This is a genomic window from Phycicoccus ginsengisoli, from assembly GCF_054779295.1.
Genome location: NZ_BAAGYN010000003.1, coordinates 304,937 through 330,804, shown reverse-complemented (window position 1 = coordinate 330,804; position 25,868 = coordinate 304,937). Strand labels below are relative to the sequence as shown.

26 protein-coding genes and 1 tRNA gene are annotated in these 25,868 nt (G+C 73.0%); 16 read left to right on the top strand and 11 right to left on the bottom strand.

Annotation, left to right across the window (positions count from 1 at the left end; genetic code table 11):
- Positions 1 to 7: 7 nt before the first annotated feature.
- Positions 8 to 175: a hypothetical protein gene (locus ACYVDO_RS06725; RefSeq protein WP_460934026.1), complete on the bottom strand. Its 168-nt coding sequence runs from the start codon at positions 173 to 175 to the stop codon at positions 8 to 10.
- 189 nt (positions 176 to 364) lie between these two features.
- On the bottom strand, positions 365 to 1,003 hold the full coding sequence (upp, locus tag ACYVDO_RS06720; RefSeq protein WP_460934024.1) for a uracil phosphoribosyltransferase: 639 nt from the start codon (positions 1,001 to 1,003) through the stop codon (positions 365 to 367).
- A 64-nt stretch (positions 1,004 to 1,067) separates the two neighbouring features.
- Between upp and tadA the strand changes: the two genes are divergently transcribed.
- From tadA to ACYVDO_RS06705, 3 genes are all read left to right on the top strand, one after another.
- The gene (tadA, locus tag ACYVDO_RS06715) at positions 1,068 to 1,514 is read left to right on the top strand and encodes a tRNA adenosine(34) deaminase TadA (RefSeq protein WP_460934281.1); all 447 of its coding nucleotides are present in this window, start codon (positions 1,068 to 1,070) and stop codon (positions 1,512 to 1,514) included.
- Complete coding sequence (locus tag ACYVDO_RS06710; protein ID WP_460934022.1) at positions 1,511 to 2,143, top strand: DedA family protein; 633 nt, start codon at positions 1,511 to 1,513, stop codon at positions 2,141 to 2,143. The genes tadA and ACYVDO_RS06710 overlap by 4 nt, the downstream gene beginning before the upstream one ends.
- Positions 2,144 to 2,277: 134 nt before the next feature.
- Positions 2,278 to 3,306 (top strand): metallophosphoesterase, encoded by a 1,029-nt coding sequence (locus ACYVDO_RS06705; protein WP_460934020.1) that lies wholly within the window; start codon positions 2,278 to 2,280, stop codon positions 3,304 to 3,306.
- 12 nt (positions 3,307 to 3,318) lie between these two features.
- Here the strand turns inward: ACYVDO_RS06705 and ACYVDO_RS06700 are convergent, their stop codons facing one another.
- Positions 3,319 to 4,773 (bottom strand): MDR family MFS transporter, encoded by a 1,455-nt coding sequence (locus ACYVDO_RS06700; protein ID WP_460934018.1) that lies wholly within the window; start codon positions 4,771 to 4,773, stop codon positions 3,319 to 3,321.
- 138 nt (positions 4,774 to 4,911) lie between these two features.
- Between ACYVDO_RS06700 and ACYVDO_RS06695 the strand changes: the two genes are divergently transcribed.
- The 5 genes from ACYVDO_RS06695 (at position 4,912) to ACYVDO_RS06675 (ending at position 8,074) form a co-directional block, all read left to right on the top strand.
- Positions 4,912 to 5,001, top strand: a tRNA-Ser gene (locus ACYVDO_RS06695).
- Between the two features lie 354 nt (positions 5,002 to 5,355).
- Entirely contained in the window at positions 5,356 to 6,573 is a 1,218-nt protein-coding gene (locus ACYVDO_RS06690) for a sensor histidine kinase (protein ID WP_460934016.1), read from the top strand.
- Positions 6,570 to 7,238: a response regulator transcription factor gene (locus ACYVDO_RS06685; RefSeq protein ID WP_460934014.1), complete on the top strand. Its 669-nt coding sequence runs from the start codon at positions 6,570 to 6,572 to the stop codon at positions 7,236 to 7,238. Before ACYVDO_RS06690 ends, ACYVDO_RS06685 begins: the two co-directional genes overlap by 4 nt.
- A gap of 113 nt (positions 7,239 to 7,351) precedes the next feature.
- A complete protein-coding gene (locus ACYVDO_RS06680; RefSeq protein WP_460934012.1) occupies positions 7,352 to 7,636 on the top strand; it encodes an SHOCT domain-containing protein in 285 nt (94 codons plus the stop codon).
- Between the two features lie 81 nt (positions 7,637 to 7,717).
- Complete coding sequence (locus tag ACYVDO_RS06675; protein ID WP_460934010.1) at positions 7,718 to 8,074, top strand: SPW repeat protein; 357 nt, start codon at positions 7,718 to 7,720, stop codon at positions 8,072 to 8,074.
- A 70-nt stretch (positions 8,075 to 8,144) separates the two neighbouring features.
- Here the strand turns inward: ACYVDO_RS06675 and ACYVDO_RS06670 are convergent, their stop codons facing one another.
- From ACYVDO_RS06670 to ACYVDO_RS06660, 3 genes are read right to left on the bottom strand one after another with little or no spacing between them, the layout of a single operon-like run.
- Positions 8,145 to 8,540, bottom strand: a complete 396-nt coding sequence (locus tag ACYVDO_RS06670) for a hypothetical protein (protein WP_460934008.1) — start codon at positions 8,538 to 8,540, stop codon at positions 8,145 to 8,147.
- Between the two features lie 50 nt (positions 8,541 to 8,590).
- On the bottom strand, positions 8,591 to 9,166 hold the full coding sequence (locus tag ACYVDO_RS06665) for a LytR C-terminal domain-containing protein (RefSeq protein ID WP_460934006.1): 576 nt from the start codon (positions 9,164 to 9,166) through the stop codon (positions 8,591 to 8,593).
- Between the two features lie 46 nt (positions 9,167 to 9,212).
- A complete protein-coding gene (locus ACYVDO_RS06660; RefSeq protein WP_460934004.1) occupies positions 9,213 to 9,509 on the bottom strand; it encodes a type II toxin-antitoxin system VapB family antitoxin in 297 nt (98 codons plus the stop codon).
- An 11-nt stretch (positions 9,510 to 9,520) separates the two neighbouring features.
- On the opposite strand from ACYVDO_RS06660, the gene ACYVDO_RS06655 reads away from it, so the two are divergent.
- Positions 9,521 to 11,134: a helicase HerA-like domain-containing protein gene (locus ACYVDO_RS06655; RefSeq protein ID WP_460934002.1), complete on the top strand. Its 1,614-nt coding sequence runs from the start codon at positions 9,521 to 9,523 to the stop codon at positions 11,132 to 11,134.
- A gap of 52 nt (positions 11,135 to 11,186) precedes the next feature.
- Here the strand turns inward: ACYVDO_RS06655 and ACYVDO_RS06650 are convergent, their stop codons facing one another.
- Positions 11,187 to 12,299 carry a PfkB family carbohydrate kinase gene (locus ACYVDO_RS06650; protein WP_460934000.1) on the bottom strand — a complete coding sequence of 371 codons (1,113 nt, stop codon included), beginning with the start codon at positions 12,297 to 12,299 and terminating at the stop codon, positions 11,187 to 11,189.
- Positions 12,300 to 12,438: 139 nt separating this feature from the next.
- On the opposite strand from ACYVDO_RS06650, the gene ACYVDO_RS06645 reads away from it, so the two are divergent.
- The gene (locus ACYVDO_RS06645; protein WP_460933998.1) at positions 12,439 to 13,776 is read left to right on the top strand and encodes a 6-phospho-beta-glucosidase; all 1,338 of its coding nucleotides are present in this window, start codon (positions 12,439 to 12,441) and stop codon (positions 13,774 to 13,776) included.
- Between the two features lie 104 nt (positions 13,777 to 13,880).
- Here the strand turns inward: ACYVDO_RS06645 and ACYVDO_RS06640 are convergent, their stop codons facing one another.
- The 4 genes from ACYVDO_RS06640 to ACYVDO_RS06625 all read right to left on the bottom strand — a co-directional run bounded on the left by ACYVDO_RS06640 (position 13,881) and on the right by ACYVDO_RS06625 (position 17,758).
- On the bottom strand, positions 13,881 to 14,804 hold the full coding sequence (locus ACYVDO_RS06640) for an AEC family transporter (RefSeq protein ID WP_460933996.1): 924 nt from the start codon (positions 14,802 to 14,804) through the stop codon (positions 13,881 to 13,883).
- Between the two features lie 9 nt (positions 14,805 to 14,813).
- Positions 14,814 to 16,718: a propionyl-CoA synthetase gene (locus ACYVDO_RS06635; protein WP_460933994.1), complete on the bottom strand. Its 1,905-nt coding sequence runs from the start codon at positions 16,716 to 16,718 to the stop codon at positions 14,814 to 14,816.
- A 106-nt stretch (positions 16,719 to 16,824) separates the two neighbouring features.
- A complete protein-coding gene (locus ACYVDO_RS06630; protein WP_460933992.1) occupies positions 16,825 to 17,172 on the bottom strand; it encodes a VOC family protein in 348 nt (115 codons plus the stop codon).
- Positions 17,173 to 17,203: 31 nt separating this feature from the next.
- Positions 17,204 to 17,758: a hypothetical protein gene (locus ACYVDO_RS06625; RefSeq protein ID WP_460933990.1), complete on the bottom strand. Its 555-nt coding sequence runs from the start codon at positions 17,756 to 17,758 to the stop codon at positions 17,204 to 17,206.
- A 151-nt stretch (positions 17,759 to 17,909) separates the two neighbouring features.
- Between ACYVDO_RS06625 and ACYVDO_RS06620 the strand changes: the two genes are divergently transcribed.
- The 6 genes from ACYVDO_RS06620 to murQ all read left to right on the top strand — a co-directional run bounded on the left by ACYVDO_RS06620 (position 17,910) and on the right by murQ (position 25,801).
- The gene (locus ACYVDO_RS06620; protein WP_460933988.1) at positions 17,910 to 19,733 is read left to right on the top strand and encodes a glycoside hydrolase family 3 protein; all 1,824 of its coding nucleotides are present in this window, start codon (positions 17,910 to 17,912) and stop codon (positions 19,731 to 19,733) included.
- Positions 19,734 to 19,743: 10 nt separating this feature from the next.
- Positions 19,744 to 20,655 carry an endonuclease/exonuclease/phosphatase family protein gene (locus tag ACYVDO_RS06615; RefSeq protein WP_460933986.1) on the top strand — a complete coding sequence of 304 codons (912 nt, stop codon included), beginning with the start codon at positions 19,744 to 19,746 and terminating at the stop codon, positions 20,653 to 20,655.
- 63 nt (positions 20,656 to 20,718) lie between these two features.
- Positions 20,719 to 22,032: an exo-beta-N-acetylmuramidase NamZ family protein gene (locus ACYVDO_RS06610; RefSeq protein WP_460933984.1), complete on the top strand. Its 1,314-nt coding sequence runs from the start codon at positions 20,719 to 20,721 to the stop codon at positions 22,030 to 22,032.
- Between the two features lie 19 nt (positions 22,033 to 22,051).
- Positions 22,052 to 23,785, top strand: coding sequence for a serine hydrolase domain-containing protein (locus ACYVDO_RS06605; protein WP_460933982.1), 1,734 nt, complete (start codon positions 22,052 to 22,054; stop codon positions 23,783 to 23,785).
- A 62-nt stretch (positions 23,786 to 23,847) separates the two neighbouring features.
- Complete coding sequence (locus ACYVDO_RS06600; RefSeq protein ID WP_460933980.1) at positions 23,848 to 24,762, top strand: MurR/RpiR family transcriptional regulator; 915 nt, start codon at positions 23,848 to 23,850, stop codon at positions 24,760 to 24,762.
- 91 nt (positions 24,763 to 24,853) lie between these two features.
- The gene (gene murQ, locus ACYVDO_RS06595; RefSeq protein ID WP_460933978.1) at positions 24,854 to 25,801 is read left to right on the top strand and encodes an N-acetylmuramic acid 6-phosphate etherase; all 948 of its coding nucleotides are present in this window, start codon (positions 24,854 to 24,856) and stop codon (positions 25,799 to 25,801) included.
- Positions 25,802 to 25,868 lie beyond the last annotated feature (67 nt).

The window sequence follows — 25,868 nt, the reverse complement described above, 5'->3', positions numbered from 1 at the left end:
GGGTCGCCTAGCGGCCGAGCAGCGAGTCGAAGAAGGTGCCGATGCCCCGGGCCCCGTCGGCCAGGATCGAGCCGGACGTCTTGACGATGTCGGCTGCCTGCTGGGGGGACGTGACGATCGCGTACGCGGCGAACGCGACGAGGACCCAGACCAGGATCTTCTTTGCGCGCTGCATGGACACTCCTCGGGTGTCGGGGCCGGTCCACCCGAGCGGGCACACCTCAGCCCTGAGGCTGCCGGAGGAGGTCAGCCGTTCGGGGGAGGCGCGCCGGTCCGAACGGCTGAGGAGTGGTCGGGCCGTCCGAGGACCGGCCGCGCCGTCCCAGGATCGCCCGGCCCGGGACCGGTCGGGCCGCGCGACCCCTCAGACGACGCCGTAGAGGCGGTCGCCCGCGTCCCCGAGGCCCGGGACGATGTAGCCCTTGTCGTTGAGGCGCTCGTCCATCGCCCCGGTGACGATCGTGACCGGGATGTCCAGGTCGGCGAGGGCCTCCTCGACGTGCGCGACACCCTCGGGCGTGGCCAGCAGGGTCACCGCCGTGATGTCGTCGGCGCCACGGTCGGTGAGGTAGCGGATCGCGTCGGCGAGGGTGCCGCCGGTGGCGAGCATCGGGTCCACGACGTAGCACTGTCGCCCGGAGAGGTCCTCGGGCAGCCGGTTGGCGTACGTGACCGCCTCGAGCGTCTCCTCGTTGCGCTGCATGCCCAGGAAGCCGACCTCGGCGCTGGGCAGCAGGCGGACCATGCCCTCGAGCATCCCGAGACCGGCCCGCAGGATCGGCACGATGAGCGGCTTGGGGTTGCTCAGCTTGATGCCCGTGGTGGGCGCGACGGGGGTCTCGATCGCGAACGGCTCGACCCGCACGTCGCGCGTCGCCTCGTACGCCAGCAGCGTCACCAGCTCCTCGGTCAGCCGGCGGAAGGTGGGGCTGTCCGTCCGCTTGTCACGCAGGTAGGTGAGCTTGTGCGTGATGAGGGGGTGATCGGCAACGTGGACGCGCATAGGCGAAACTTAGCGCGTGACCTCCTCCCGCGGCCCGGCGCCCGATGCCCGGTATGCCGGGTGGATGGGCGAGGCGCTGGAGCTCGCCGCGCAGGCCGCGCGCGAGGGTGACGTGCCCGTGGGGGCGGTCGTCGTCGACGCTGCCGGCGAGGTGGTCGGGCGGGGCCGGAACCTGCGCGAGGTGGCGCACGACCCCACGGCGCACGCGGAGGTCGTGGCCCTGCGCGAGGCCGCCCTGGCCAGGGGCGAGTGGCGGCTGGAGGGGTGCACGCTGGTCGTCACCCTCGAGCCCTGCCCCATGTGTGCCGGGGCCCTGCTGCTCTCCCGGGTCGACCGGCTCGTGCTCGGGGCCTGGGACCCCAAGCTGGGCGCGACCGGCTCGGTGTGGGACCTCGTCCGCGACCGCCGCGTCAACCACGTCGTCGAGGTCGTGGGCGGGGTGCGGGAGCAGGAGTGCGCGACCCTGCTGCTCGACTTCTTCGCCACCCACCGAGAGGCGGCCCGGCCGTGAGCGGACTCGTCGGCAGCCTGGTCGACACCGTGCTCGGTGCGCCGCCGTGGCTGGTCTACCTGCTCGTCGGGCTCGTGGTCTTCGCCGAGGACGCCCTGTTCGTCGGCTTCGTCCTGCCGGGGGAGACCCTGGCCATCATCGGCGGTGTCACGGCCAGCATCGGGCACACGTCGTTCACGGTGGTGCTGCTCGTCGTCGTCCTCTGCGCGATCGTCGGTGACTCCGTCGGCTACGAGATCGGCAAGCACTTCGGCCCACGGGTCATGTCGCTCTCGGTGCTCCAGCGCCGGCGCAAGCGGCTCGACGACGCCCAGGACTTCCTGCGGCGCCGCGGCGGCTCGGCCGTGTTCCTAGGACGGTGGACGGCGTTCTTCCGTGCGGTGATGCCCGCCCTCGCCGGGCTGAGCGGCATGCCGTACCGCATGTTCCTGCCGTGGAACGCAGCCGGCGGCATCGCCTGGGGGGCGACGGCCGTGACCGCCGGCTACCTCGCCGGCGAGTCCTACCGGCGGGTCGAGAAGTGGCTCGGCACGGGCGCGGCCGTGGTGGTCGGCCTCATCGTCGTCGTGGCGATCCTCGTGGTGGTCGTGCGCCGACGGCGGCGCGAGCACGCCGGCTCCGACGGCTGAGGGCGCCCCTGGCACGGGCACGCCCGCGCCGGACCGAGCTGTCCGCCGAGTTCACCTGCTCGTCGCCGGGATGCCGACTCCGTGTTCACCTCGGCACGGGAGAACTCGGACGTCCCCCTTCGACAGGAGCTCCCATGCGTCATACCCGTGCCCTCGCGCCCGCGACCGTCCTGGCCACCGCGCTCGCGGCCGTCCTCCTCTCCTCCGCCGCGGCCCAGGCCGCGGACGGGCAGGCCAAGTCCGGTCACGGTTCCTTCGCCGTCATCGGTGACGTCCCGTACGGCGCCGACCAGGTCGCGAAGTTCCCCGCCTGGGTCGACCAGGTCAACGCCGACCCGGACGTGAGCCTCGCCTTCCACGTCGGTGACATCAAGAACGGCTCGACCCGGTGCGACGACGAGTACTACCGGATGATCCGCACCCAGTTCGACCGGTTCGCCGACCCGCTCGTCTACACCCCCGGCGACAACGAGTGGACCGACTGCCACCGCGCCAACAACGGCGCGTACAACCCGCTCGAGCGGCTCGCCTTCGACCGCTCTGTGTTCTTCGACCGCCCGGGCACGACCCTCGGGGCCCCGGCGGCGGTGTCGGTCGCCGACCCGGCGTTCCCGGAGAACGTCTCGCTGCGGCGGGACGGTGTCGATTTCGCCGCGCTGCACGTCGTCGGCTCGAACAACGACCTCCAGCCGTGGACCGGCATCCGTGAGACGTCCGCGACCCCCGAGCAGCTGGCCGAGGAGCGGGCGCGGATGGATGCCTCGATCGCGTTGCTGCGCAGGACTTTCGCCCAGGCGCGCCAGCGCCACGACCGGGCCGTCGTCGTGCTGCAGCAGGCCGACATGTTCGACCCGACGTACACGCCGACGGCCGACGACACCTCGGCGTTCACGCCGCTGGTGCAGGCGCTCGTCGACGAGACGTCGGCGTTCGACGGCGAGGTCTACCTCGTCAACGGCGACTCGCACGTGTACAACTCCGACCGGCCGCTGGCGCCCGGCTCGGTCTGGCTGGAGCGCTACGGCGTGACGGGGTCGGCCGCAGGCCTCCAGCGCATCACCGTGGACGGCTCCGGCAACAACCACGACTGGCTCAAGGTGACCGTCAACCGCCCGGGCGCCGAGCGGGTGCTCAGCTGGGAGCGCGTGCCGTACACCGGCTGACCGGTCAGGACCTCACGCCGGCTCGGGTTCCGCCTGGGGGGCCCGAGCCGGCTGCGTGTCCGCGCGAACGCTCGGCATGAGCACGCCGGCGACGACGGTGAGGGCAGCGGCCAGGAGGGCCGCGACGAAGACGGCCCGGCCCGACGACGTCGCCGTCGTGGGGTCGGTCTCGGGACGACCCGACGCGGCGATGACCGCGTTGGCGACGGCGCCGAACACCGCGGCGCCCAGGGCACTGCCGATCGAGCGCGCGAACATGTTCGTGCCGGTCGCCACCCCCCGCTCCTGCCACTCGACACTCGCCTGGGCCGCGATCAGGGAGGGCGTCGCGACCAGGCCCATGCCCATGCCCACCACGAAACAGGTCACCGCGACGACGAGGACCGACGGGTGGCCCGACAGCAGGGCCAGCGCCGCCGACCCCACGAGGACGAGGGCCAGTCCGATGAGGATGGTCGGCCGGAAACCGAGGCGCAGGTAGAACAGCCGGCCGGAGACCGTGGCGGCCAGGGGCCAGCCGAGGGTCAGCGCCGCGAGGGCGAGACCGCCGACGAGCGGCGAGACGCCGAGCGAGTTCTCGAGGTACGTCGGGACGAACGAGGTCAGGCCGATGAGGATCACGCCCACGCCGAGGGACAGCGCGGTCGTCGTGACCAGCAGCCTCCTGCTCAGCACCCACAGCGGCAGGACCGGCTCGGCCGCCCGGCGCTCGACCCACGGGAACAGGGCCAGCAGGACGGCACCGGCGCCGAACACCGCGATGCTCGTCGGGGAGGACCAGGACCACGCCTGGCCGCCCTCGAGGACGCCGAGGATCACCAGCGCCATCCCGGCGGTGAGCAGCGCCGAGCCGGCGTAGTCGACCCGGTGTGCGCGCCGCTCGACCGACTCGTGGAAGTCGCGGGCGATGAGGAAGGCCGCCAGCAGGCACAGCGGCACGTTGACGAAGAAGATCCAGCGCCAGATCCCCAGCTCGGAGAACACGCCGCCGAGGGTGGGGCCGACGACCGACGAGACCGCCCACACGCTGGCGAGGTAGCCCTGGGTGGTCGCCCGCTCGGCGACCGTGTAGATGTCGCCGGCGATGGTGATCGCCATGGGCTGGACGGCTCCGGCCCCCAGGCCCTGGACCGCCCGGAACGCGATGAGGGCCGGCATGCTCCAGGCGAACCCGCACAGCACGGAGCCGGCGAGGAACAGCCCGATCCCGAGCAGCATGAGCGGCTTGCGGCCGAAGGTGTCGGCGAGCTTGGCGTAGACCGGGACGGAGACGCCCTGGGCGAGCAGGTAGACCGAGAAGAGCCACGGGAACTGGGCGAAGCCCCCGAGGTCGCGCACGATCGACGGCACGGCGGTGGCCAGGATCGTGGCGTCGATGGCGATGAGGCCGGTCGAGACCATCAGGGCCAGCAGGATGGGGCCGCGCTCGGAACGCAGCCCGACGGAGGCACGGGACGTCGGGGTCACGTTCTGGTGCAAGTCCCGGGCGGGGGCGGTGCATTCCCCGGTGTCCCACAAGGCGGTCACGCCCGCCGTCACCAAGGGGCGTCGCACGCCTCCGGGGCGATTTCGGAACCGGTCCACCCCTCGGGTACCCTGCTCGGCGGTGGCGTGTCCGAGCGGCCTAAGGAGAACGCCTCGAAAGCGTTTGTGGGCGGAAGTCCACCGAGGGTTCAAATCCCTCCGCCACCGCCATGTGAGAAGCGGCCGCCCCCGATGCGAAGCGACGGGGTGGCCGCTTCTCGCGTCTGGCGGGTTGGGCGCGACGGTTCCCTCCGCCACCGGTGCCCAGACACCTCCCGCCGGTGCTACGTCACTGATCACCCCAGTGGTCAGTGACGTAGGGCGCGTCCGGACACCTTCCGCCGGTGCTACGTCACTGATCACCCCAGCCGATCAGTGACGCAGCACCCGCGACGCGTACGCCGCGCCCGAGGACCCCGGGGCTGCCGCGTCAGGCTCGGCCGCCCGGCATACGCCCAGAGGGGTAGGGCCCGCTGCCTCCCTCGGACGACGACCGCGGGCGTCGCGCGCTCGTACGCTGGCGGGATGACCGCTCGCGACCCGCTGCCCTGGGGACCCCCGTGGGCGCGGGACCGGGACGGGTGGGGGTATGCCGGGCCGCCGCGGGTCGCTCGCGGGTTCCTGCTGGTGGTGCTCGCCCTGGTCCAGGTCGGCGGCAGCTTCGGTGCGGCGCACGGCCAGCAGGGCCGGCGGCACCTGGACGCCGTGGGCGTGCTGCTGCTGCTCGTGGGACCGGTGGCCCTCGGGTTCCTGCGCAGGTACCCGCGCCCTGTGGTCCTCGTGGTGGGCGCGGCGACCTGCGCGTTCATCGGTCTGGGCTACCCGTACGGCCCGGTGTTCGCGAGCCTGGCCGTGGCGATGGTCGCCGCCGTGGTCATGGGGCACCGGGTGACGGCGTGGGTCGCGGGGTCGGGGCTGCTCCTCGTGGACGCCGTGGTGCGGCTGCTGCCCGGTCGCGGCCCCTGGTCGTGGGTGGAGCTCGCCGGTGAGCTGGCCTGGCTCCTGGTCGTCCTGGCCGTCGGTGAGCTGGTCCGCGGGCGCGCGGAGCGGGCAGCCTCGTTCCGGCAGGCCCTCGCGGAGCGACGGCGACGGCAGGCGGGGGAGGAGCGGCTGCGGATCGCGCAGGAGCTGCACGACGTCGTCGCCCACCACATGTCGCTCATCAACGTGCAGGCGGGCGTCGCACTGCACCTCGCCGACCGCCGGCCGGAGAACGTCGAGCCGGCGCTGCGCGCGATCCGCGACGCGAGCAGGGAGGCGCTCTCCGAGCTGCGCTCGCTCGTCGAGGTGCTCCGCGACCCCGACCGGCCGGCGCCGCTGTCGCCGGTCGCCACCCTGGCCACGCTCGACGACCTCGTCGAGCGGGCCGGCCACGCCGGCCTCGACCTGCGCAGGACGGTCGCGGGGGTCGAACGGCCGCTGCCGGCAGCGGTCGAGCTGGCTGCGACGCGCATCGTCCAGGAGGCCGTCACGAACGTCGTCCGGCACGCTCACGCCCGGCGCGCCGAGGTGCACCTCGACTACGGTGACGGGGTGCTCGGGGTGCGGGTCGAGGACGACGGCCGTGGCGGTGTCGCCGACGGCGAGTCGTTGCCGGGCAACGGGATCCGTGGGATGCGCGAACGCGCGGCCGCCCTGGGCGGCACCCTCGACGTCGGCCCGTCCGCCCTGGGCGGGTCGCGGGTCGAGGCACTCCTCCCGACGGCCGAACGTGCCGTCGGGTCCGGGGAGGGGTCGCGGTGATCAGGGTCGTGCTGGCCGACGACCAGGCGCTGCTGCGGGCCGGCATCAGGGCGCTGCTCGACGCCGAGGACGACATCGAGGTCGTCGGCGAGGCGGCCGACGGGGCCGAGGCGGTGGAGGTCGTGCGCCGGACCGCCCCCGACGTCGTCCTCATGGACATCCGGATGCCTCGCACCGACGGGCTGGCAGCCACCCGCACGATCGTCGAGGGGGACGACACCTCCGGCGCCCGCGTGATCGTGCTGACCACCTTCGACCTCGACGAGTACGTCTTCGAGGCGGTGCGGATCGGCGCCAGCGGCTTCCTCGTCAAGGACACCGAGCCGGAGGAGCTGCTGCGCGGCATCCGCGCGGTCGCGTCGGGCGACGCCCTCCTGTCGCCCGGGGTCACCCGCCGGCTCATCGGCGAGTTCGCAACGCGCAGCAGGGCCGGCGCCACTCCCGCCCGCCTCGACGGGCTCACCGAGCGCGAGCGGGAGGTCGTGGCCCTCGTGGGCGAGGGCCTGTCCAACGACGAGATCGCCGCCCGGCTCTTCCTGAGCCCGGCCACGGCGAAGACCCACGTGAGCCGGGCCATGGTCAAGCTCCACGTCCGCGACCGGGCCCAGCTCGTCGTCCTGGCCTACGAGAGCGGCCTGGTCCGCCCCGGCTGGTCGCAGGGGTGACGCCCCGCGGCATACCTCCCCGGGGGTAGGGCAGGTGTCGCCCGCCGTGGGATCCCCTCGCGGCGTCGGGGTCGAAGGATGGAGCCATCACCCGAACGACCCAGGAGGTCAGCATGGCAACCACCCTCGCCGCGGCGCTCGCGGACAACCCCCACCCGTGGAACGGGCCGGGCCCGTGGTGGCCGGTCTTCCCGCTCCTGTGGCTGCTGTTCGTCATCGCCCTGTTCGTGGCCTTCGGGTACCTCGGCCGCCGCCGCTGGGGCCGCTTCCACGCCCAGGCCGGCCAGCGCGCCGGTGAGTCCCGGCTCGCGGAGCGGTACGCCGCGGGCGAGATCGACGAGCAGGAGTACGAGCGCCGGCTCGCCACCCTGCTGCGGCTCGGGTCCCGGGACCATTGACCGTGGGCGCCTCGAAGCAGACGATGGAGGTGTCAGGTCCGTCTCGGATCGACGGACCACGTCTCCACAGAGGTGGTTGACATGAGAAACCGAATGCACGCGCAGGACATCATCCCGCTGGTGGTGGGCATCTACGCCGCTCTGGCCCCGATCTGGACGACCACGACCACCAAGACGACCTGGACCATGGTCGTGCTCGGTGCCGTCACCGCCGTCCTGGCGCTCGTCGAGATGGTGCGTCCCGACATGATGAGCGTCGAGGGCCTGATGGCAGCCATGGGCGTCCTGTTCTTCATCGCACCGTGGGTCATGGGCTTCTCCGACCTGCGGGCCATGTCCTGGACCGCCTGGGCCGCAGGGGTGATCACCTTCGCCGTCGGCGCGGCCGACTACAGCCTCACCCGCTCGCACCGCGGTGGGATGGCCGCCCAGCACTGAGCGGGACGGCCGCCCAGCACCGAGTGGTGCCACCGCTCGGTGACCGGTGCCACCGCGGCGGTGGGGCCGGTCAGGTGAAGCTGAGCAGGGCGAGCGCGTAGGCGCACTCGACGTCGGGGTCGCGGAACACCGCGCGCCCCACGTCGAGGTCGACGACGTCGACGACCCAGTCCTCGTCCTCACGGCGCAGGGCCGTCAAGCGGTCCCCGAGCAGGTCGCGCATCTGGTCCTCCCGGGGCAGCCACAGGGCCGTGTCGAGGGTGACCGAGTCGAGCGCCCACTCGGTGGTGCCGTTGAAGCCCAGCAGCGGCTGGCCGTGGTATGTGTGCACGTCGATGGTGAGGTGGCTGATCCAGAAGACCTCGCCGACGACGTTGGGCTGGTCGATGGTGAAACGGTCGCCGGGCGCAGGCTCCCAGAGCACGCCCGACTCCGCGAGCTGCCGGGCCAGGTCCACCGTGATCATGGGCCCGAGCCTACGTCCGGGATCGGGTGTGCCGCGCGGGCGCAGCGCGCTCAGCAGCCGGTGGAGGGCGTCGCGGTGCCGCGCGTGGTCGTGGCACCGCTCTTGGTGGTGGAGCCGGTCGCAGGGGCCTGCTTCGGGGGCGGAGCGAGCGCCTTGTAGGTGTTCCCCAGGACGAGGTCGACCGAGGAGTCGTTCCGCGCGTCCTGCACCCCCTTGGCTCCCTTGACGAGGGCGAGGACGAGGGGGGCGCCCTTCTTGCCGGTGGGCCCGTACCTCACCTCGGCGGGCCCGCGCACCGTCCGCTGCAGGGGGTCGTTGGAGACCGTGGCCACCAGGAAGCCGCGCTTGCGCACCTCGCTCGCGGTCTTCTTGGCCAAGCCGTCCCGGGTGGTCGCGTTGTAGACGTTGAGCGTGATGTCAGCCGGCTTCAGCGCCGTCGACGCGGCGGCGGCGGTCGGGCAGGACGGCCGGGGTGCTGCAGTGCGCTGGCCGTCGGCGCGGAAGTACGAGTAGGCGTACCAGAAGGCGAAGAACAGCATGAGGGCGACGACACCGAGGGTGATCAGGGCGCGACGACGGCGCGCTCGGCGGGCGTGCCAGGCCTCCGACTCGTCGTCGTAGCTCACCCCACCACCTCCGCCCGCTCCCCGCGGTCCCGGACTGCTGTCGGGGTCAGTCAAGCACGAGGACGCGCGCGTGCAGGGTAGGTCGCTGCTGGAGTGCCGCGCGCAGCGCCCGGTGCAGCCCGTCCTCGAGGTACAGGTCGCCCTGCCACTCCACGACGTGGGCGAACAGGTCACCGTAGAAGGTCGAGTCCTCCGCGAGCAGCTGACCCAGGTCGAGGGTCCGCTTGGTCGTGATGAGCTCCTCGAGCCGGACCATGCGTGGAGGGACGTCGGCCCAGTCCCGGGGCGTCTGCTTGCCGTGGTCCGGGTAGGGGCGTCCCTCGCCCACCTTCTTGAAGATCACCGAGTCACCCTATGGGGTGCCGCACTAGAGTGCCGAGCGTGACCGACACTGCGGCAGGGAAGTCCGAGTCGTCCGACCAGCTCGAGCAGATCCGGGCGGGGTACACGTTCGAGGGAGGGGCGCTCACCTTCGGGGCCGCGGTCATCGACGACACCGCGCACGCGGACGTCCCGGTCAAGGTCCCCCTCGGGACGCTCAACCGGCACGGGCTGGTGGCCGGTGCGACCGGCACCGGCAAGACCAAGACCCTGCAGCTCATGGCGGAGCAGCTGTCCGGCCAGGGTGTCCCCGTCTTCCTCGCCGACATCAAGGGAGACCTGTCCGGCATGGCGACGCCCGGCCAGTCGAACGACAAGATCGCGGCGCGCGCCAAGGACGTCGGGCAGGACTGGACCGCCACGGCATACCCCACCGAGTTCCTCACCCTCGGTGGGCTCGGCCACGGCATCCCGGTCCGCGCCACCATCACCTCCTTCGGGCCCACGCTGCTGTCCAAGGTGCTGGGGCTCAACGAGACCCAGGAGTCCAGCCTCGGCCTCGTATTCCACTACGCGGACAAGAACGGCCTGGCGCTGCTCGACATCAAGGACCTGCGCGAGGTCGTCTCGTACCTCACCTCCGACGAGGGCAAGGCCGACCTCAAGGGGCTCGGCGGCCTGTCCTCCTCGACGGCCGGCGTGATCCTGCGCGAGCTCATCACGTTCTCCGACCAGGGGGCCGACGCGTTCTTCGGCGAGCCCGAGTTCGACACGAACGACCTGCTCCGCACCGCCCCCGACGGCAAGGGCCTGGTGACCATCCTCGAGCTGCCGGCCGTGCAGGACCGGCCGGCGCTGTTCTCCACCTTCCTGATGTGGCTGCTCGCGGACCTGTTCCACGACCTGCCCGAGGTCGGTGACCCGGACAAGCCCAAGCTGGTCTTCTTCTTCGACGAGGCCCACCTGCTCTTCAAGGACGCGAGCAAGGCGTTCCTCGACGCGATCCAGCAGACGGTGCGCCTCATCCGGTCCAAGGGCGTCGGCGTGTTCTTCGTGACCCAGAGCCCCAAGGACGTGCCCTCCGACGTGCTCGCCCAGCTCGGCAACCGCGTGCAGCACGCCCTGCGCGCCTACACCCCCGACGACGCGAAGGCCCTCAAGGCCGCGGTGTCGACGTACCCGCACAGCGCCTACGACCTCGAGGAGCTGCTCACCTCGCTCGGTACCGGCGAGGCGGTCGTGACCGTGCTGTCGGAGAAGGGTGCGCCGACCCCTGTGGCGTGGACCCGGATGATCGCACCACAGTCGCTCATGGCCCCCTCGGACGACGCCACGGTGGCGCAGGTCGTCGCCGCGTCCCCGATCGCGTCGAAGTATGCCGCCGTCGTCGACCGGGAGTCCGCGTACGAGAAGCTCCAGGCCCGCCTGCAGGCAGCCCCGCCGGCGCCGGCCGCACCCTCGGGGGAGCAGGCGCCGGCGCCCTCCGCACCCGCACCCACCCGGGCGCGACCCCCCAAGGAGGAGCCCGGCGTGGTCGAGCAGGTACTCAAGTCCAGCGCGTTCCGGTCGGTGATGCGCTCGGCCGGCACGGTCATCGGGCGGGAGATCACGCGCTCGATCTTCGGGACGGCCCGCCGCTCGCGCTGAGTAGGCGGCAGCGGGCAGGGGCGGGGGCCATGCGGCGGAGTCAGGCGCGGGGTCAGGCGTCCGACCGCTTGGCGATGGTCGCGGCCGCCCGGCGCACGGCACCGGCCGGGGTCGCCGGCACGAGGTCCTCGAGGAACCCGAACCGTCGGCGCACGGACAGGGCCTCGGCGGTCGTGCCGTGGTCGCGCACGCGGTGCCACCAGTCGGCGATGTCGCCCCAGCCCGGGGCCGCCAGCGACCCGCCGAACTCCTGGACGGCCAGGGCGGAGCACAGGCTGGCGAAGTTGAGCCGCTGCCCGAGTGGCCAGCCGGCCAGGGTGCCGAGGGTGACGGCGGCGTCGAACACGTCGCCGGCGCCCGTCGGGTCGATCGCGTTGACGCGCAGCCCGGGGACCGAGACCTCCTCGCCGGTGTCGGCGTCGATGGCCAGCGCACCGTCCTTGCCGTTGGTCACCACCGCCAGGGGCACCCGGTCCGCGAGGCGGTAGAGCGCCTCCTGGGCCGTGTCGGTGCGCGTGTACGCCATCGCCTCCACCGCGTTGGGCAGGAAGGCGTGGCACGAGTCGAGCTGGTCGAGGACGGACGACGACCAGCGCCCCGTGGGGTCCCAGCCGACGTCGGCGAACAGGAGGGCGCCGTCCTTGCGGGCGGCGTCGGCCCACTCCCGGTCGGGGTGGCCGGTGCCGAGCGGCTCGTCGGCCCGCAGGTCCAGCAGCACGGCCCGGGCCCGGGGCAGCGCTCCCATCATCACGGTGGCCGGCTCCGGCGGCTGGTGGCCGTGGGTGACCATGCGGCGCTCGCCGTGGACGGCGATCGACACGGTGACCGGTGAGTGCCAGGCCGGGTAGCGGCGGGAGTGGGCGAGGTCCACCCCCTCCTGCTCCTCGAGGGTCCGCCAGCAGAACTCGCCGTAGTCGTCGTCGCCGAACGCGGCTCCCAGCGCCGTCTGCAGGCCCAGGCGGGCGGTGGCGACGGCCAGGTTGGCGATGCCCCCGGGCGAGGAGCCCATGCCCTCGGCCCACACCTCCGTGCCGTTCTTGGGCATCGCGGACAGGCCGGTGAAGATGATGTCGAGGAAGACCATCCCCTGGAGGAAGACGTCCACCTCCGGGTCTCCGTCGCCGCGCAGGTGCGCGAGCGGGTCGAAGACGCGGTCCGCGGCCACGGTGGCTCCCTCCTCGTGCCGCGACCGCACCCGCCGTCCCGGGCCCGTTGCCGTCGCGGTCCTCCTCGCCATCGTGTCGTGGCGGCGCCGGCGCGTGCAACCGACATTCGGCGCAGCACCGGCTCGGTACCCTGCCCGGGTGAGGCTCACCATCCTCGGCGGCGGAGGGTTCCGCGTGCCCCTGGTCCACGGTGCCCTGCTGGGCGACGCCACCCACCAGGTGGACGAGCTGCGGCTGCACGACACCGATCCCGCCCGGCTCGCGGCGATCGTCGCGGTGCTGGAGCAGCAGGCGGCAGGCGTGCCGGACGCCCCGCGGGTCGTGGTGGCCGACTCTCTTGACGACGCCCTGCGTGGCACCGACGTCGTCTTCTCGGCGATGCGGGTCGGCGGCCTGCGCGGCCGCACCGTGGACGAGCGGGTCGCGCTCGACCTGGGGCTGCTCGGCCAGGAGACGACGGGTGCGGGCGGCGTGGCGTACGCCCTGCGCAGTGTCCCGGTGTCGCTGGAGGTGGCGCGGCGCGTGGCCGCGCTCGCCCCGGACGCGTGGGTCGTCAACTTCACCAACCCCGCCGGCGTGGTGACCGAGGCGATGCAGACCGTCCTCGGGGACCGGGTCATCGGCATCTGCGACTCACCGGTCGCCCTGGCGCGCAGGGCGATGCGGGTCCTGGGCCTGTCGCCGGACGCCACGACGGTCGACTACGTCGGTCTCAACCACCTGGGCTGGCTGCGGGGCCTGCACTCCGGTGGCGTCGACCACCTGCCCCGGCTGCTCGCCGACGAGCAGCTGCTGGCCCGCACCGAGGAGGGCAGGCTGTTCGGTGCCGACTGGCTGCGGGCACTGGGCGTGGTCCCCAACGAGTACCTCTACTTCTACTACTTCACCAGGGAGGCAGTGGCGTCGCTCAGGGGCGTTGACCGCACGCGCGGGGAGTTCCTGCGCGACCAGCAGGAGGCGTTCTACGCCGAGGTCGCGCGCCATGCCGGCACCGCACTGGCGTCCTGGCGGCGGGCACGCGCGGAACGCGAGGCGACGTACCTGCAGGAGGCGCGCGCCGAGGGGGAGCAGCGCGACGAGCTCGACCTCGAGGGCGGCGGCTACGAGGGCGTGGCGCTCGCCCTCATGGCCGCCCTGCGTGGGGGGCCGCGCGCCGAGCTGGTCCTCGACGTGCGGTCGGGCGGCGCCGTCCCCGGGATGCCGGACGACGCCGTCGTGGAGGTGCCGTGCACGGTCGACGCCGACGGACCGCGCCCGCACGCGCTGGCCGCCCCTGCGGGTCACATGCTCGGGCTCATGCAGTCGGTCAAGGCGGTCGAGCGGCTCGTCGTCGAGGCGGTGACCACCCGCTCGGAGGCGGCGGCGCTCGAGGCCTTCGCGCTGCACCCGCTGGTGGACTCGGTCACCTCGGCGCGGGCCGTCCTCGACGCGCACCTGGCGCGGTCGCCGGAGATCGCGGCCCTCCTGCGCCCCTGAACCCGCGGCGCTCCTGCGCCCCTGACCCCCGCGCCATCCAGGCAGCCAGCCGCCCATCGCCTGGTCACGAGTCCCCCTCCCGTCCCCGGTCCCGACCCCCGGTCTCAGCCCAGCAAGGCGGCCACGAGCAGGATCACCGGGACCGCGCCCACCGTCGTGACGAGGATGGTGTCGCGGGCGAGGACCGTGGCCCGCTGGTACCGCGTGGCGTGCACGAAGATGTTCTGCGCGGTGGGCAGCGCCGACGTCACGACGATGGCGAGGAGGGCGTGGCCGGAGACGCCGAGCAGCACGTCGGCGACGAACCACGCCACGAGCGGCTGCACCACGAGCTTGAGCGTCGAGGTCGTCACCAGCTCGGCGACCGACCCCGCACGGCCCAGTCCCGGGCCCAGCCGCAGGGCGATCCCGTAGGCCACAAGCATGCTCGGCACCGCCATGGCACCCAGCAGGGCCAGGGGCGCCGACACGGCAGTGGGCAGGGTCCAGCCGGTGACCGACAGCAGCAGCCCCAGGAGGGAGCCGACGGTGAGCGGGTTGCGCAGCGGCCGCAGTGCGTGGTCCCACCAGCGCAGCTCCCGCCCGCGGGCGTCCGCGTCGAGCAGGCCCAAGGCCAGCGGCTGGAGCACGAGGAGCTGCAGCAACAGGGTGGGCGCGACGTAGGCCGCGTTCCCGAGGACGTAGCTCGCCACCGGGATGCCGAGGTTGCCGGCGTTGACGTATGCCGATGACAGAGCCCCGATCGTGGTGTCCCCCAACGAGCGTCGCCAGACGAGCCTCGCCGGGACGACGTAGAGGACGACAGCCACGAGCACCCCGGCGAGCGACGCCAGGAGGTTCCCCGACAGCACCTGGTGCACGTCGGCCCGGCTGAGCGTCCCGACCATCAGGGCCGGGCTGGCGACGAAGAACGCGATCCGCGACAGCACCAGCTGGGCGCCGGCGTCGACCACGCGCAGGTGGGCGAGCAGGGAGCCGACGGCGATGACGACGGCAATGCTCGCGAAGCCCGTGAGCACCCCCTGCATGCCGACAGGCTAGGGCGGCGGGGCGAGCACGGGGGCGAGGGTCTCGAGGACCGACGCGTCCTCGATCGTCCCGGGCACCCTGGCCTGCAGGCCGTCGGCCATCTCGCGCATCGTCTTGCGCAGGATCTTGCCGGACCGGGTCTTGGGCAGCGCCGCCACCACGTCGACCCGTTGCAGCGAGGCGATCGGGCCGACCTCGTCGCGGACCCGCTGGTGCAGCTCGGCGGCGACGACCTCGGCCGTGGCCGGGTCGACGCCCGCCTTGAGCACCACCAGCGCACGGGGCACCTGGCCCTTGAGGTCGTCGTGCACGCCGATGACCGCACACTCGGCCACCGCCGGGTGGCCGGCCAGGGCCGCCTCGATCGACCCGGTCGACAGCCGGTGGCCCGCGACGTTGAGGACGTCGTCGGTGCGGCCCATGACGAAGAGGTAGCCGTCCTCGTCGACCAGGCCGCCGTCGCCGGTCAGGTAGTAGCCCTCGAACGCGGACAGGTAGCCCGCGACGTAGCGGTCGTCGTCACCCCACAGCGTCGGCAGCGTGCCCGGCGGCAGCGGCAGGCGGATGCAGATCGCTCCCTCCTCGCCCGCGGGCACGGGGCGACCGGTCTCGCCGAGCACCTCCACGGCATACCCGGGCACGGGCACGGTCGGGGACCCGGGCTTGATCGGCATCGGCTCCAGGCCGCGCAGGTTCGCCGCGATCGGCCAGCCGGTCTCGGTCTGCCACCAGTTGTCGACCACCGGCACCCCGAGCCGCTGCGTCGCCCACTCCCACGTGTCGGGGTCGAGGCGCTCGCCGGCGAGGAAGACGGTCTCGAGCGAGGACAGGTCGTACCCCGTCATGAGCGCGCCCTCGGGGTCGTCGCGCTTGATGGCCCGGTAGGCCGTCGGGGCGGTGAACATGGCCTTCACGCCGTAGTCGGACACGACCCGCCAGAACGCGCCGGCGTCAGGCGTTCCCACCGGCTTCCCCTCGTAGAGCACGGAGGTGGCGCCGGTGAGCAAAGGCGCGTAGACGATGTACGAGTGCCCGACGACCCACCCGACGTCGCTCGCGGTGAACCACGTGTCGCCGGGTCCGATCCCGAAGACGTTGGTCATCGACCACCGCAGGGCGACGGCGTGGCCGCCGTTGTCGCGGACGATGCCCTTGGGCCGTCCGGTGGTCCCCGACGTGTAGAGGATGTAGAGCGGGTCGGTCGCGTCGACGTCCACGCACTCGGCGGGCTCGGCGTCGGAGACGAGCTCGGCCCAGTCCAGCTCCTCCCAGTCGGTGTCGCGCTCGCCGACCGCCGCGCGGGCCTGCTCGCGCTGGAGGACGACGACCGCCTCGGGCTTGTGGCTGCTGCGGTCGAGCGCGGCGTCGAGCAGCGGCTTGTACTCCACCACCCGGCTCGGCTCGATGCCGCAGCTCGCGGCGAGGACGACCACGGGCCGGGCGTCCTCGATCCGGGCGGCGAGCTCGGCGGGCGCGAACCCGCCGAACACCACGGAGTGGACCGCCCCGATGCGGGCGCAGGCGAGCATCGCGACGACGGCCTCGGGGACCATGGGCATGTAGACGACGACCCGGTCGCCCCTCCCGACGCCGAGGCTCGCCAGTGCCCCGGCGAACGTCGCCACCTCCTCGAGCAGGCCGGCATACGTGAGGGTGCGCCTGGTGCCCGTCACCGGGCTGTCGTAGTGGATCGCAGGCTGGTCGCCGCGGCCGTCGCGCACGTGCCGGTCGAGGGCGTTGAAGCAGGTGTTGAGGCGGCCGCCGGGGAACCACCGGTGGAAGGGCGGACGGTCGGAGTCGAGCACCCGCGGCGGTGGCGTCGACCACTCGACCGCCCGGGCCGCCTCGCCCCAGAACCCGTCGGGGTCCTGCAGGCTGCGCTGGTATGCCGCGGAGTAGGCGCCGGTGCTCATGGGCCCATGGTGGGTCGCGCGGCACGGCGGCGCCAGAGGTGGACGGCTGCGGTCCGCCGAAGCACCGCCGGTCCGCGCCGAGCGGTCGGGTGGTGGGGTGGCCGGATCAGCCGACGGGCGGCGCCCAGCCGGGCCGCGGGACGAGGCAGAACGGGTGGCCGGCCGGATCGGCGTACACGTGCTCGCCCCCGAGCGGCGTCGCACCCAGCTCGACCGCCAGCCGCCCGGTCACGTCGGGGTCGTCGGCCATGACGTCGACGTGCAGCTGCTGCGGCCTGGCCGGGTCGCCCCACACGGGCGGCTGGTGGTCCGGTTCGAGCTGGAAGGCCATCCCGGAGTGCCGGTCGTCGGCGGCCACCACGACCCAGTCGTGGCTGGTGTAGGTGACCGGCAGGCCCAGCAGGCCGGACCAGAACCGCGCCAGTCCGTGCGGGTCCCGGGTGTCCAGGACCACGTGGTGCAGGCGACCGGCCACGGCTCGGCGCTCAGCCCTGGGGGGTGGTCTGGTAGCGGATCCAGGCGGAGGAGTCCGGGTGCCAGAGGCGCACGACGGCCCACACGCCGACGAGGAGGACCACGACGGCGAGCACCTGGTGCAGCAGCCCGGCGGTGGGCAGCAGCCCCCCGAAGAAGACGCCGAAGGCCAGCACGAGCAGGACGCAGGCACCCAGCCGGCCCCACTTCGAGCCCCGGGCGGTGACCCGCGACATCCAGAACCAGACGGCGGCCGCGAGCAGCCCGGCGATCGTGGAGACGGTCAGGGCGACGGTGACCAGGCGGTCGAGCTCGTCGGGGGTGGCGGCCCGTCCCTGGGTCGAGGCGGCCTGGGCGAAGGCGTCGCGCAGGGAGGAGCGGGTGAGCCACGCGCGCAGCACCTCCAGCAGGCTCAGGACCGCGCCCGCCTGCATCGCCCGGACCGCCTCCACGATCGAGGCCGGCGGGACGAGGGGCGTCCCCGGCCTCCACCCTGCCCGCGGCGGGTCGCTGGCGCCGGGCCGGTCGGGGCTGAGCACCCCACGCCACGAGATCTGTCGAGCCATCTGCTGCCGGTCCCTTCGCCGTCCCTGGGGGCATCCTCCCTGCCGTTCGCCGACCAGCCAAGCCCGACCCCTTGAACCCGAGGGCCTCTGTAGGTAAGTTCCGCAAAAAGGATCAATCGCGTCAATCGTTCACATCCGCCCTGGAGGAGCCATGTCCACGTCCAGCGTCTCCCGTCGCACGGTGGTGGCCGCAGCAGCCGCCGCAGCAGTCCTGGCCGCGGGCACGGCCCCGGCCCTCGCGAGCGTGCGCTCGGGCCCACCACCCACCAACCCCGATGCCCGGCAGGGATGGATCGCCTCGACCATGGCGCGGATGACCCTGCAGGAGAAGGTCGGCCAGCTCTTCATCCAGAACGTCTACGGCAAGGACGCGACGACACCGGACGCGCGGAACATCCCGCTGTACGGCGTGGCGACCCCGGCCGAGGTCGTCCAGAAGTACCACCTCGGCGGCGTCATCTACTTCGCCTGGACCGACAGCGTGCAGAACCCGCCGCAGATCGCCGGTCTCTCCAACGGACTGCAGAAGGCAGCCCTGAGCCAGCAGTCCAAGGTCGAGATCCCGCTGCAGATCGCGACCGACCAGGAGCAGGGCGTCGTCACCCGGATCGGGCCCCCGGCCACGCAGTTCCCCGGGTCGATGGCCCTGGGTGCCGGCCGGTCGGCGGACGACGCGCGCACCGCGGCCGCCATCACGGGACAGGAGCTCCGGGCGATGGGGGTCAACACCGACTTCGCGCCGGACGCGGACGTCAACGTCAACCCGCTCAACCCGGTCATCGGCACGCGCTCGTTCTCCTCCCGCCCCGACCTCGCCGCCCAGATGGTCGGCGCCCAGGTCGACGGGTACCAGAAGGACGGCAACGTGTCGGCGACGGCCAAGCACTTCCCCGGCCACGGTGACACCGCCACGGACAGCCACGTGGCCTTCCCGGTCATCACCCACACGCGCGGGCAGTGGGAGCAGATCGACGCCCCGCCCTTCAAGGCGGCGATCGCCAAGGGCATCGACATGATCATGACCGCCCACCTCAACGTCCCGGCGCTCGACGACTCCGGCGACCCGGCGACGCTGAGCAAGCCGATCCTCACCGGGGTGCTCCGGAACGAGCTCGGCTTCAAGGGCGTCATCGTGACCGACTCCCTGGGCATGCAGGGCGTCCGCGACAAGTACGGCGACGCCGAGGTGGCCGTGCGCGGCCTCTCGGCAGGTGTCGACCAGCTGCTCATGAGCCCCTCGATGGACGAGGCCTACAACGCGGTCATCGACGCGGTGGAGAGCGGCCGGATCCCGATGGCCGACGTCGACGCCAAGGTGCGGCGGGTCCTGGAGCTGAAGTGGGACCGCGGCATCGTGGCCAAGCCGTACGTGGACCCGGCGGCCCTGGACTCCGTGGTCGGCACGCCCGAGCACCTGGCGACGGCGAACGCGATCACCGACCGCACCACGACCCTGGTCAAGAACGACGACAGGACCCTGCCCCTCGCGGTCAGCGGGAAGAAGGTCCTCGTGACCGGGTACGGCGTGACCACCACCCAGACCCTGGCCGACGCGCTGGCGTCCAAGGGTGCCGCGACCACCGTCAAGCAGACCGGCAGCTCGCCCACGGACGCGCAGGTGGCCGCAGCGGTCGCCGCGGCACAGGGCCAGGACGCGGTCGTGGTCACGACCATGAAGGCGTGGGACACCTCGGTGACCGACCGCCGGGGCGGCCAGCAGAAGCTCGTCGAGCAGCTGCTCGCGACCGGCAAGCCGGTCATCGTCGTGGCGACGCGTGACCCGTACGACATCGCGTACTTCACCGACGCGCCGACCTACCTGGCCACGTACTCCTACAGCCCGGTCGCGATCGAGTCGGTCGCCCGGGTGATCGCCGGGGAGGTGAACCCGACGGGGAAGCTGCCGGTCGACATCCCGGTGAAGGGTGACCCGGCCACGGTCCTGTACCCGTTCGGCCACGGCCTCTCCTACTGAGGACGCGGGGGTGAGCGGGGTGAGGTGCGTGCGCTGGACCGGCCTGGTCGCGTCCACCCTCCTCGCCGCGCTGGCCGCGGGTGTCTCCGGGGCACCCGCGGCCGGCGCGGCGGCGCCGCCACCGACGGCAGCGCCGCCGGTGGTGGCCCGGTTCGCCACCTACAACATCCACGCGGGCGCGGGGTCGGACAACGTCTACGACCTCGACCGCACCGCCGCTGCCATCCAGGCCCTCGACGCCGACGTCGTCGGCCTGGAGGAGGCCGACGTCCACTGGGGCGAGCGCTCGCGCTTCGAGGACACGGTGGCCGAGCTCGGGCGCCGGCTGGGGATGCGGACCGGCTTCGCCCCGATCTACAGCCTCGACCCGCTCCACGACGGGGACCCCCGGCGCGAGTACGGCGTCGCCGTCCTGTCGCGGTACCCGGTCGTGGCGCTGGAGAACCACGAGATCACCCGGCTCTCGACCCAGGACCCGGACCCGGTCCCGGCCCCTGCGCCCGGCTTCCTCGAGGCCACCATCCAGGTGCGGGGCGCGCGCACGCACGTCTACGTCACGCACCTGGACTACCGGGGCGATCCCTCGGTGCGGACCGCCCAGGTCGCCGATACGCGCCGGATCATGGCGCAGGACCCGCCCGGGGCGAACCAGGTGCTGCTCGGCGACTTCAACGCCGACGCCTCCGCCCCCGAGCTGGCGCCCCTGTGGGAGGAGCTCGACGACGCCTGGCGCGTGGCCGGTAGCCGCGTGGGCGAGCCGGGCCTGACGTACCCGGCGTCGCGTCCGGTGAAGCGGATCGACTTCGTGACCGTCCGCAAGGGCACCCCGGTGACCGTCGCCGAGGTCCCGTCCGACCCGGGCCTGCTCGCCGCCAGCGACCACCGGCCGGTGGTCGCCACCGTGCAGCTCCCCGTGCCCTGACCGAACCCGACCCCACTGACGAAGCCCCACCCCGAAGCCGCACCCTCGACGAAAGGCCTTCCGATGACCCGCCTGAACCGCCGCCAGCTCCTCACCGCCGCCGGGGCGAGTGCGCTCGCCCTGCCCGCCGGCGCCTCGCTCGCCCAGGCCGCGCCGGCGGCGAGCGGCCCGAGCTACCCTGCGCGCCCGGTCACCCCGGGCGCCGACCGGGAGGCGGCGAACGGCTGGCGCAGCCTCGCCGGGCAGAAGGTCGGCGTCATCACCAACCCGACCGGCATCCTCACCAACCTGCGCACGATCGTCGACGAGATGCACGAGGCCGGGACGGTCGACATCGTCGGCGTCTTCGGCCCCGAGCACGGGTTCCGCGGCACCGCCCAGGCCGGCAGCTCCGAGGGCACCTCGACCGACCCACGCACCGGCCTGACGGTGTACGACGCCTACGGCGCCAACGCCGCGAAGATGGAGCAGCTGTTCCGCACCGCCGACGTCGAGACCGTCGTCTTCGACATCCAGGACGCCGGCGCGCGCTTCTACACCTACATCTGGACCATGTACACGGCGATGCGCGCGGCGGTCGCGACCGGCTCGCGGTTCGTCGTCCTCGACCGGCCCAACCCCACGGGCGGCACCGCGCGCGGCCCGATGATGACGACGGCATACACCTCCGGCGTGGGGGCCAAGGAGATCGTCCAGGCGCACGGCATGACGGTGGGGGAGCTCGCGCGCTTCTTCGACGCCGAGTTCCTCCCTGCGGACGCCGGGGGCCGGCTGGCGCAGCTCGACGTGGTCGAGGTCAGCGGCTGGCGCCGCGACATGCCGTATGCCGCGACCGGCCTGCCGTGGGTCATGCCCAGCCCCAACATGCCCACCCCCGACACGGCGCTGGTCTACCCGGGCACGGGCATGTTCGAGGGCACCAACATGTCGGAGGGGCGTGGCACGACGCGGCCGTTCGAGCTCATCGGCGCCCCCTACGTCGACTACAAGTGGGCCGAGCGGCTGGAGGCACGCGGCATACCGGGCGTCGCGTTCCGGGAGGCGTACTTCACCCCGACGTTCAGCAAGAACGCGAACAAGGTCTGCGGCGGCGTGCAGGTGCACATCACCGACCCGTCGGCGATGGACCCGGTGCGGGTCGCCGTCGAGATGCTCGTCGCGGCCAAGGCGCTCTACGGCGACTTCGCCTGGCGCTACGACAGCTACGACCCGGCGCGGCCGTACTGGATCGACAAGCTGAGCGGGTCGACCCGGCTGCGCGACCAGGTGACGGCCGGTGCGTCCGCGGACGAGGTGGTGGGGGCGTGGAAGGCCGAGCTCGCCGAGTTCGTCCGGCGTCGCCAGCAGTACCTCATCTACCGCGGCCCGAACGCCTGAGCCGGTCGGGGGACCAGGGATGCGCATCCGTCGACCCGTCCGCCGACAGGCGCTGGCGCTCGCCGCAGCCACCGCCGTGCTGGGAGGACTGATCACGACCACGCCTGCTGTTGCCGACGACTTCAGCAAGCCCTTTCGGGGGTACATGCCACCCAACACGGTGCTGAGCGACGCCGCGCCGCAGTCCGTCGGGCTCGACCCGGCGCCGATCGCCGCCGCGGTCCAGCAGATACGCGGGCACGAGGAGGCGCCGCCCGGCGGCCACCCGATGTATGCCGGTGCCGTGGGTCTCATGGGCCACGACGGGAAGGTGGTCGAGCGCGACGCCAGCGGCTGGGCGCTGCGCTGGAAGACCGACACCGAGGAGCTCCCGCGCGACCAGTGGGTGCCCATGCGCGACGACACGGTCTTCGACCTGGCGTCGGTGTCCAAGCTGTTCACCTCGATCGCCGTCGTCCAGCTGATCGACGAGGGGAAGGTCGACCGCGAGGCGCCCGTCGCGACGTACCTGCCCGAGTTCGCGGCGAACGGCAAGGAGGCCGTGACCGTGAAGCAGCTGCTCACGCACACCTCGGGCTTCACCTCGTGGCTGCCGCTGTACAGCAGGTACCCGGACAAGGCGTCGCGGATCAAGGCCGTGATGGACCAGCCGCTGACCAACCCGCCGGGCAGCACGTACCTCTACAGCGACCTCAACATGATCACCCTCGGCGTCATGGTCGAGCGGCTGCGCGGGGAGTCGCTCGACCGGGTCGTCGCGGAGCGGATCACGGGCCCGCTGGGCATGCGGGACACCGGCTACAACCCGACCGACCGGACCCGGACCGCGGCGACCGAGTACCAGCGCGTGCCCGCCCGCGGCATGGTCTGGGGCGAGGTCCACGACGAGAACGCGTGGTCGCTGGGCGGCGTCGCCGGTCACGCCGGCGTGTTCTCGACGGTCGACGACCTGGCCGTGCTGTCACAGGCGCTGCTCAACGGCGGCAGCTACCAGGGCCACCGCATCCTGTCCCGCAAGGGCGTCGACGCCCTCACGACCAACGTCAACCAGGCATTCCCCGGCGACTCGCACGGCCTCGGGTTCGAGCTCGACCAGCGGTGGTACATGGACTCGCTGTCCGGGCCGAGGACGGCCGGGCACACCGGGTACACCGGCACCTCGATCGTCATCGACTTCGCCTCGCACTCGTTCGCGATCCTGCTGACCAACCGCGTCCACCCCTCGCGGAGCTGGGGGAGCAACAACGTGGCCCGGCGGGAGTGGGCCGGCGGCCTCGGCCAGGCCCTGGGGGTCCGTCCGCGACGCGGTGACACCGCGTGGTTCTCCGGGGCGAGGAACGCCGCGACGACGACCTTGTCGACGCCGGCGCTCGACGTCCCGGCGGCCGGTGCCCGGTTGTCGTTCGACCTGTTCCTCGACACCGAGGAGACCGACCGGCTGGTGCTGGAGAAGTCGGTCGACGGCGGGCAGACGTGGACTCCGCAGCCGTTCACCGTCCGCGACCGAGGTGACACGACGTCGAGCGACGGGACGGTGTCCGGGGCCGGGGACCGGCGGTGGGCCCAGGCGCGCGCCGACCTCGCCGAGGGTCCGCAGGTCCTGCGGTGGCGCTACACGACGGACGGCTCCTACCTGGGCCGTGGCGCCTACATCGACGACGTGCTCGTCCAGGCCCGCGCCGGTGCCCTGCTCGACGGCGAGAAGTCACCGGAGGCCTTCACGGCCGAGGGCTGGACCCTGCAGGCGCGGTGAAGGGGCGCACCGAGTCGGCGGACGTGCAGGTGCACCGCCTCGGTGCGTCGTAGCGTTCTCCCATGGCCCCGACCGACACGTCCCGCGAGTCCGGGAAGACCGCGCAGTCCGGGAGCACCGCGCAGGCCTCGCTGCTGGTCCGGCTGCGCGGCATCCGGCCCTCGCTCTCGCCGGCGGAGGACCGGGTGGCCGAGAAGGTCCTGGCCGACCCCCGGGCGGCGGCCGCGCTGACGATCAGCGAGCTGGCCTCGGCGGCGTCGACCTCGGAGACGACGGTGCTGCGGTTCTGCCGGCGCCTCGGGCTGCCGGGCTACCCGCAGCTGCGCCTGCGGCTGGCGGAGGAGAGCGCGCACCCGCGCACCAGCACCCGGCAGGACACCGACATCAGCGCCAAGGACACCATCGCGGACATCATCGCGAAGGTCGCCTTCGTCGACGCGAGTGCGGTGGAGGAGACGGCGCAACAGCTCGACCACGAGAGCCTGGCGGCTGCCGCGCGGGCGATCGCGGGCGCGGGGCGGGTCGACATCTACGGCATCGGCGCCAGCGCGATCGTGGGCACCGACCTGCAGCAGAAGCTGCACCGGATCGGGGTCGTCGCCTTCGCCTGGAACGACCCCCACATCGCCCTGACGAGCGCGACCCTGCTGGGCCGCGGGGACGTCGCGATCGCGATCTCCCACTCGGGCACGACCTCGGAGACGATCGAGGCGCTCGAGGCGGCGAGGTCCCGGGGGGCCACGACGGTGGCCATCACCAACTTCCCCCTCTCGGTGCTCGCCGCCCGGGCCGACCACGTCCTCACGACGGCTGCCCGCGAGACCAGCCTGCGCTCCGGGGCCACGGCCAGCCGGATCGCCGCCCTCACGGTCGTCGACTGCCTCTACATCGCGGTGGCCCAGAGGCACCTGACCCGGGCACGCAAGGCGGTCAAGGAGACCCGGGCGGCCGTGGCGGGGCACCACCTCGCGGAGTGAAGCAGCGGCCACCGCGGGCAACCGGAGGCAACCGGGCGCGTTACTTGTTCACGTCGTTGACGCCAAAATTGTAGAAAAGTAACCTCCGCGTATGTCCCCTGACGTGAGCGTGAGCGCTCCGACCGAGCGGCGCCACCCCCGCACCGCAGCGATCGACACCCAGCCGACCCTCGAGGTGCTTCGCCTCATCAACGCCGACGACGCCCTCGTGGCCCCGGCGGTCGAGCGCACGCTGCCGGAGCTGGCCCGGCTGGTGGACCGCACCGTGGACGCGATCCGCGGCGGCGGGACCGTGCACTACTTCGGCGCAGGCACCTCGGGCCGGCTGGCCGTGCTCGACGCCGCCGAGCTGCTCCCGACGTTCAACGTGCCGGACGGGCTGTTCGTCGCCCACCACGCCGGCGGTCCGACGGCATTGCTACGCGCGGTCGAGAACGTCGAGGACGACGCCGACCAGGGGGCCGCCGACGCCGCCGAGGTGGGCGCGGGGGACGTGGTCATCGGTCTCGCCGCGTCCGGTCGCACGCCGTACGTGGGAGGAGCGCTGCGACGCGCCCGCGAGGCCGGGGCCGTCACGGCCCTGGTCACTGCCAACCCCGACGCCGAGCTCGCCCCCCTCGTCGACCACCTCATCGCCGCCGACACCGGTCCCGAGGTGCTCACCGGGTCGACCCGGCTCAAGGCCGGCACCGCGCAGAAGATGGTGCTCAACGCGTTCTCGACGGCCGTGATGGTCCGGCTCGGGCGCACGTGGTCGAACCTCATGGTCGACCTCGTCGCGACCAACGCCAAGCTGCGTGGGAGGGTCGTCCGGATCCTGCAGGAGGCCACCGGGGCCGACGAGGCACCGGCCCGGGCGGCGCTGGAGGCGGCCGACGGCGAGCTCAAGCCCGCGCTGCTGACGATGCTCGCGGGGTCCGGTGTGGAGGAGGCCAGGGCGGCGCTCGACGCGCACCAGGGGTCGGTCGCCGCGGCACTCGCCGACCTGGCGGGGAACGACTCGACTCCCGCCACGGCAGCCGGATCCCAGTCCTCTTGACCGGCAGGCGCTGAGGAACGACAGAAGGACCCCACGGAAAAGCGTGTGGGGTCCTTCTGTCGTTGGC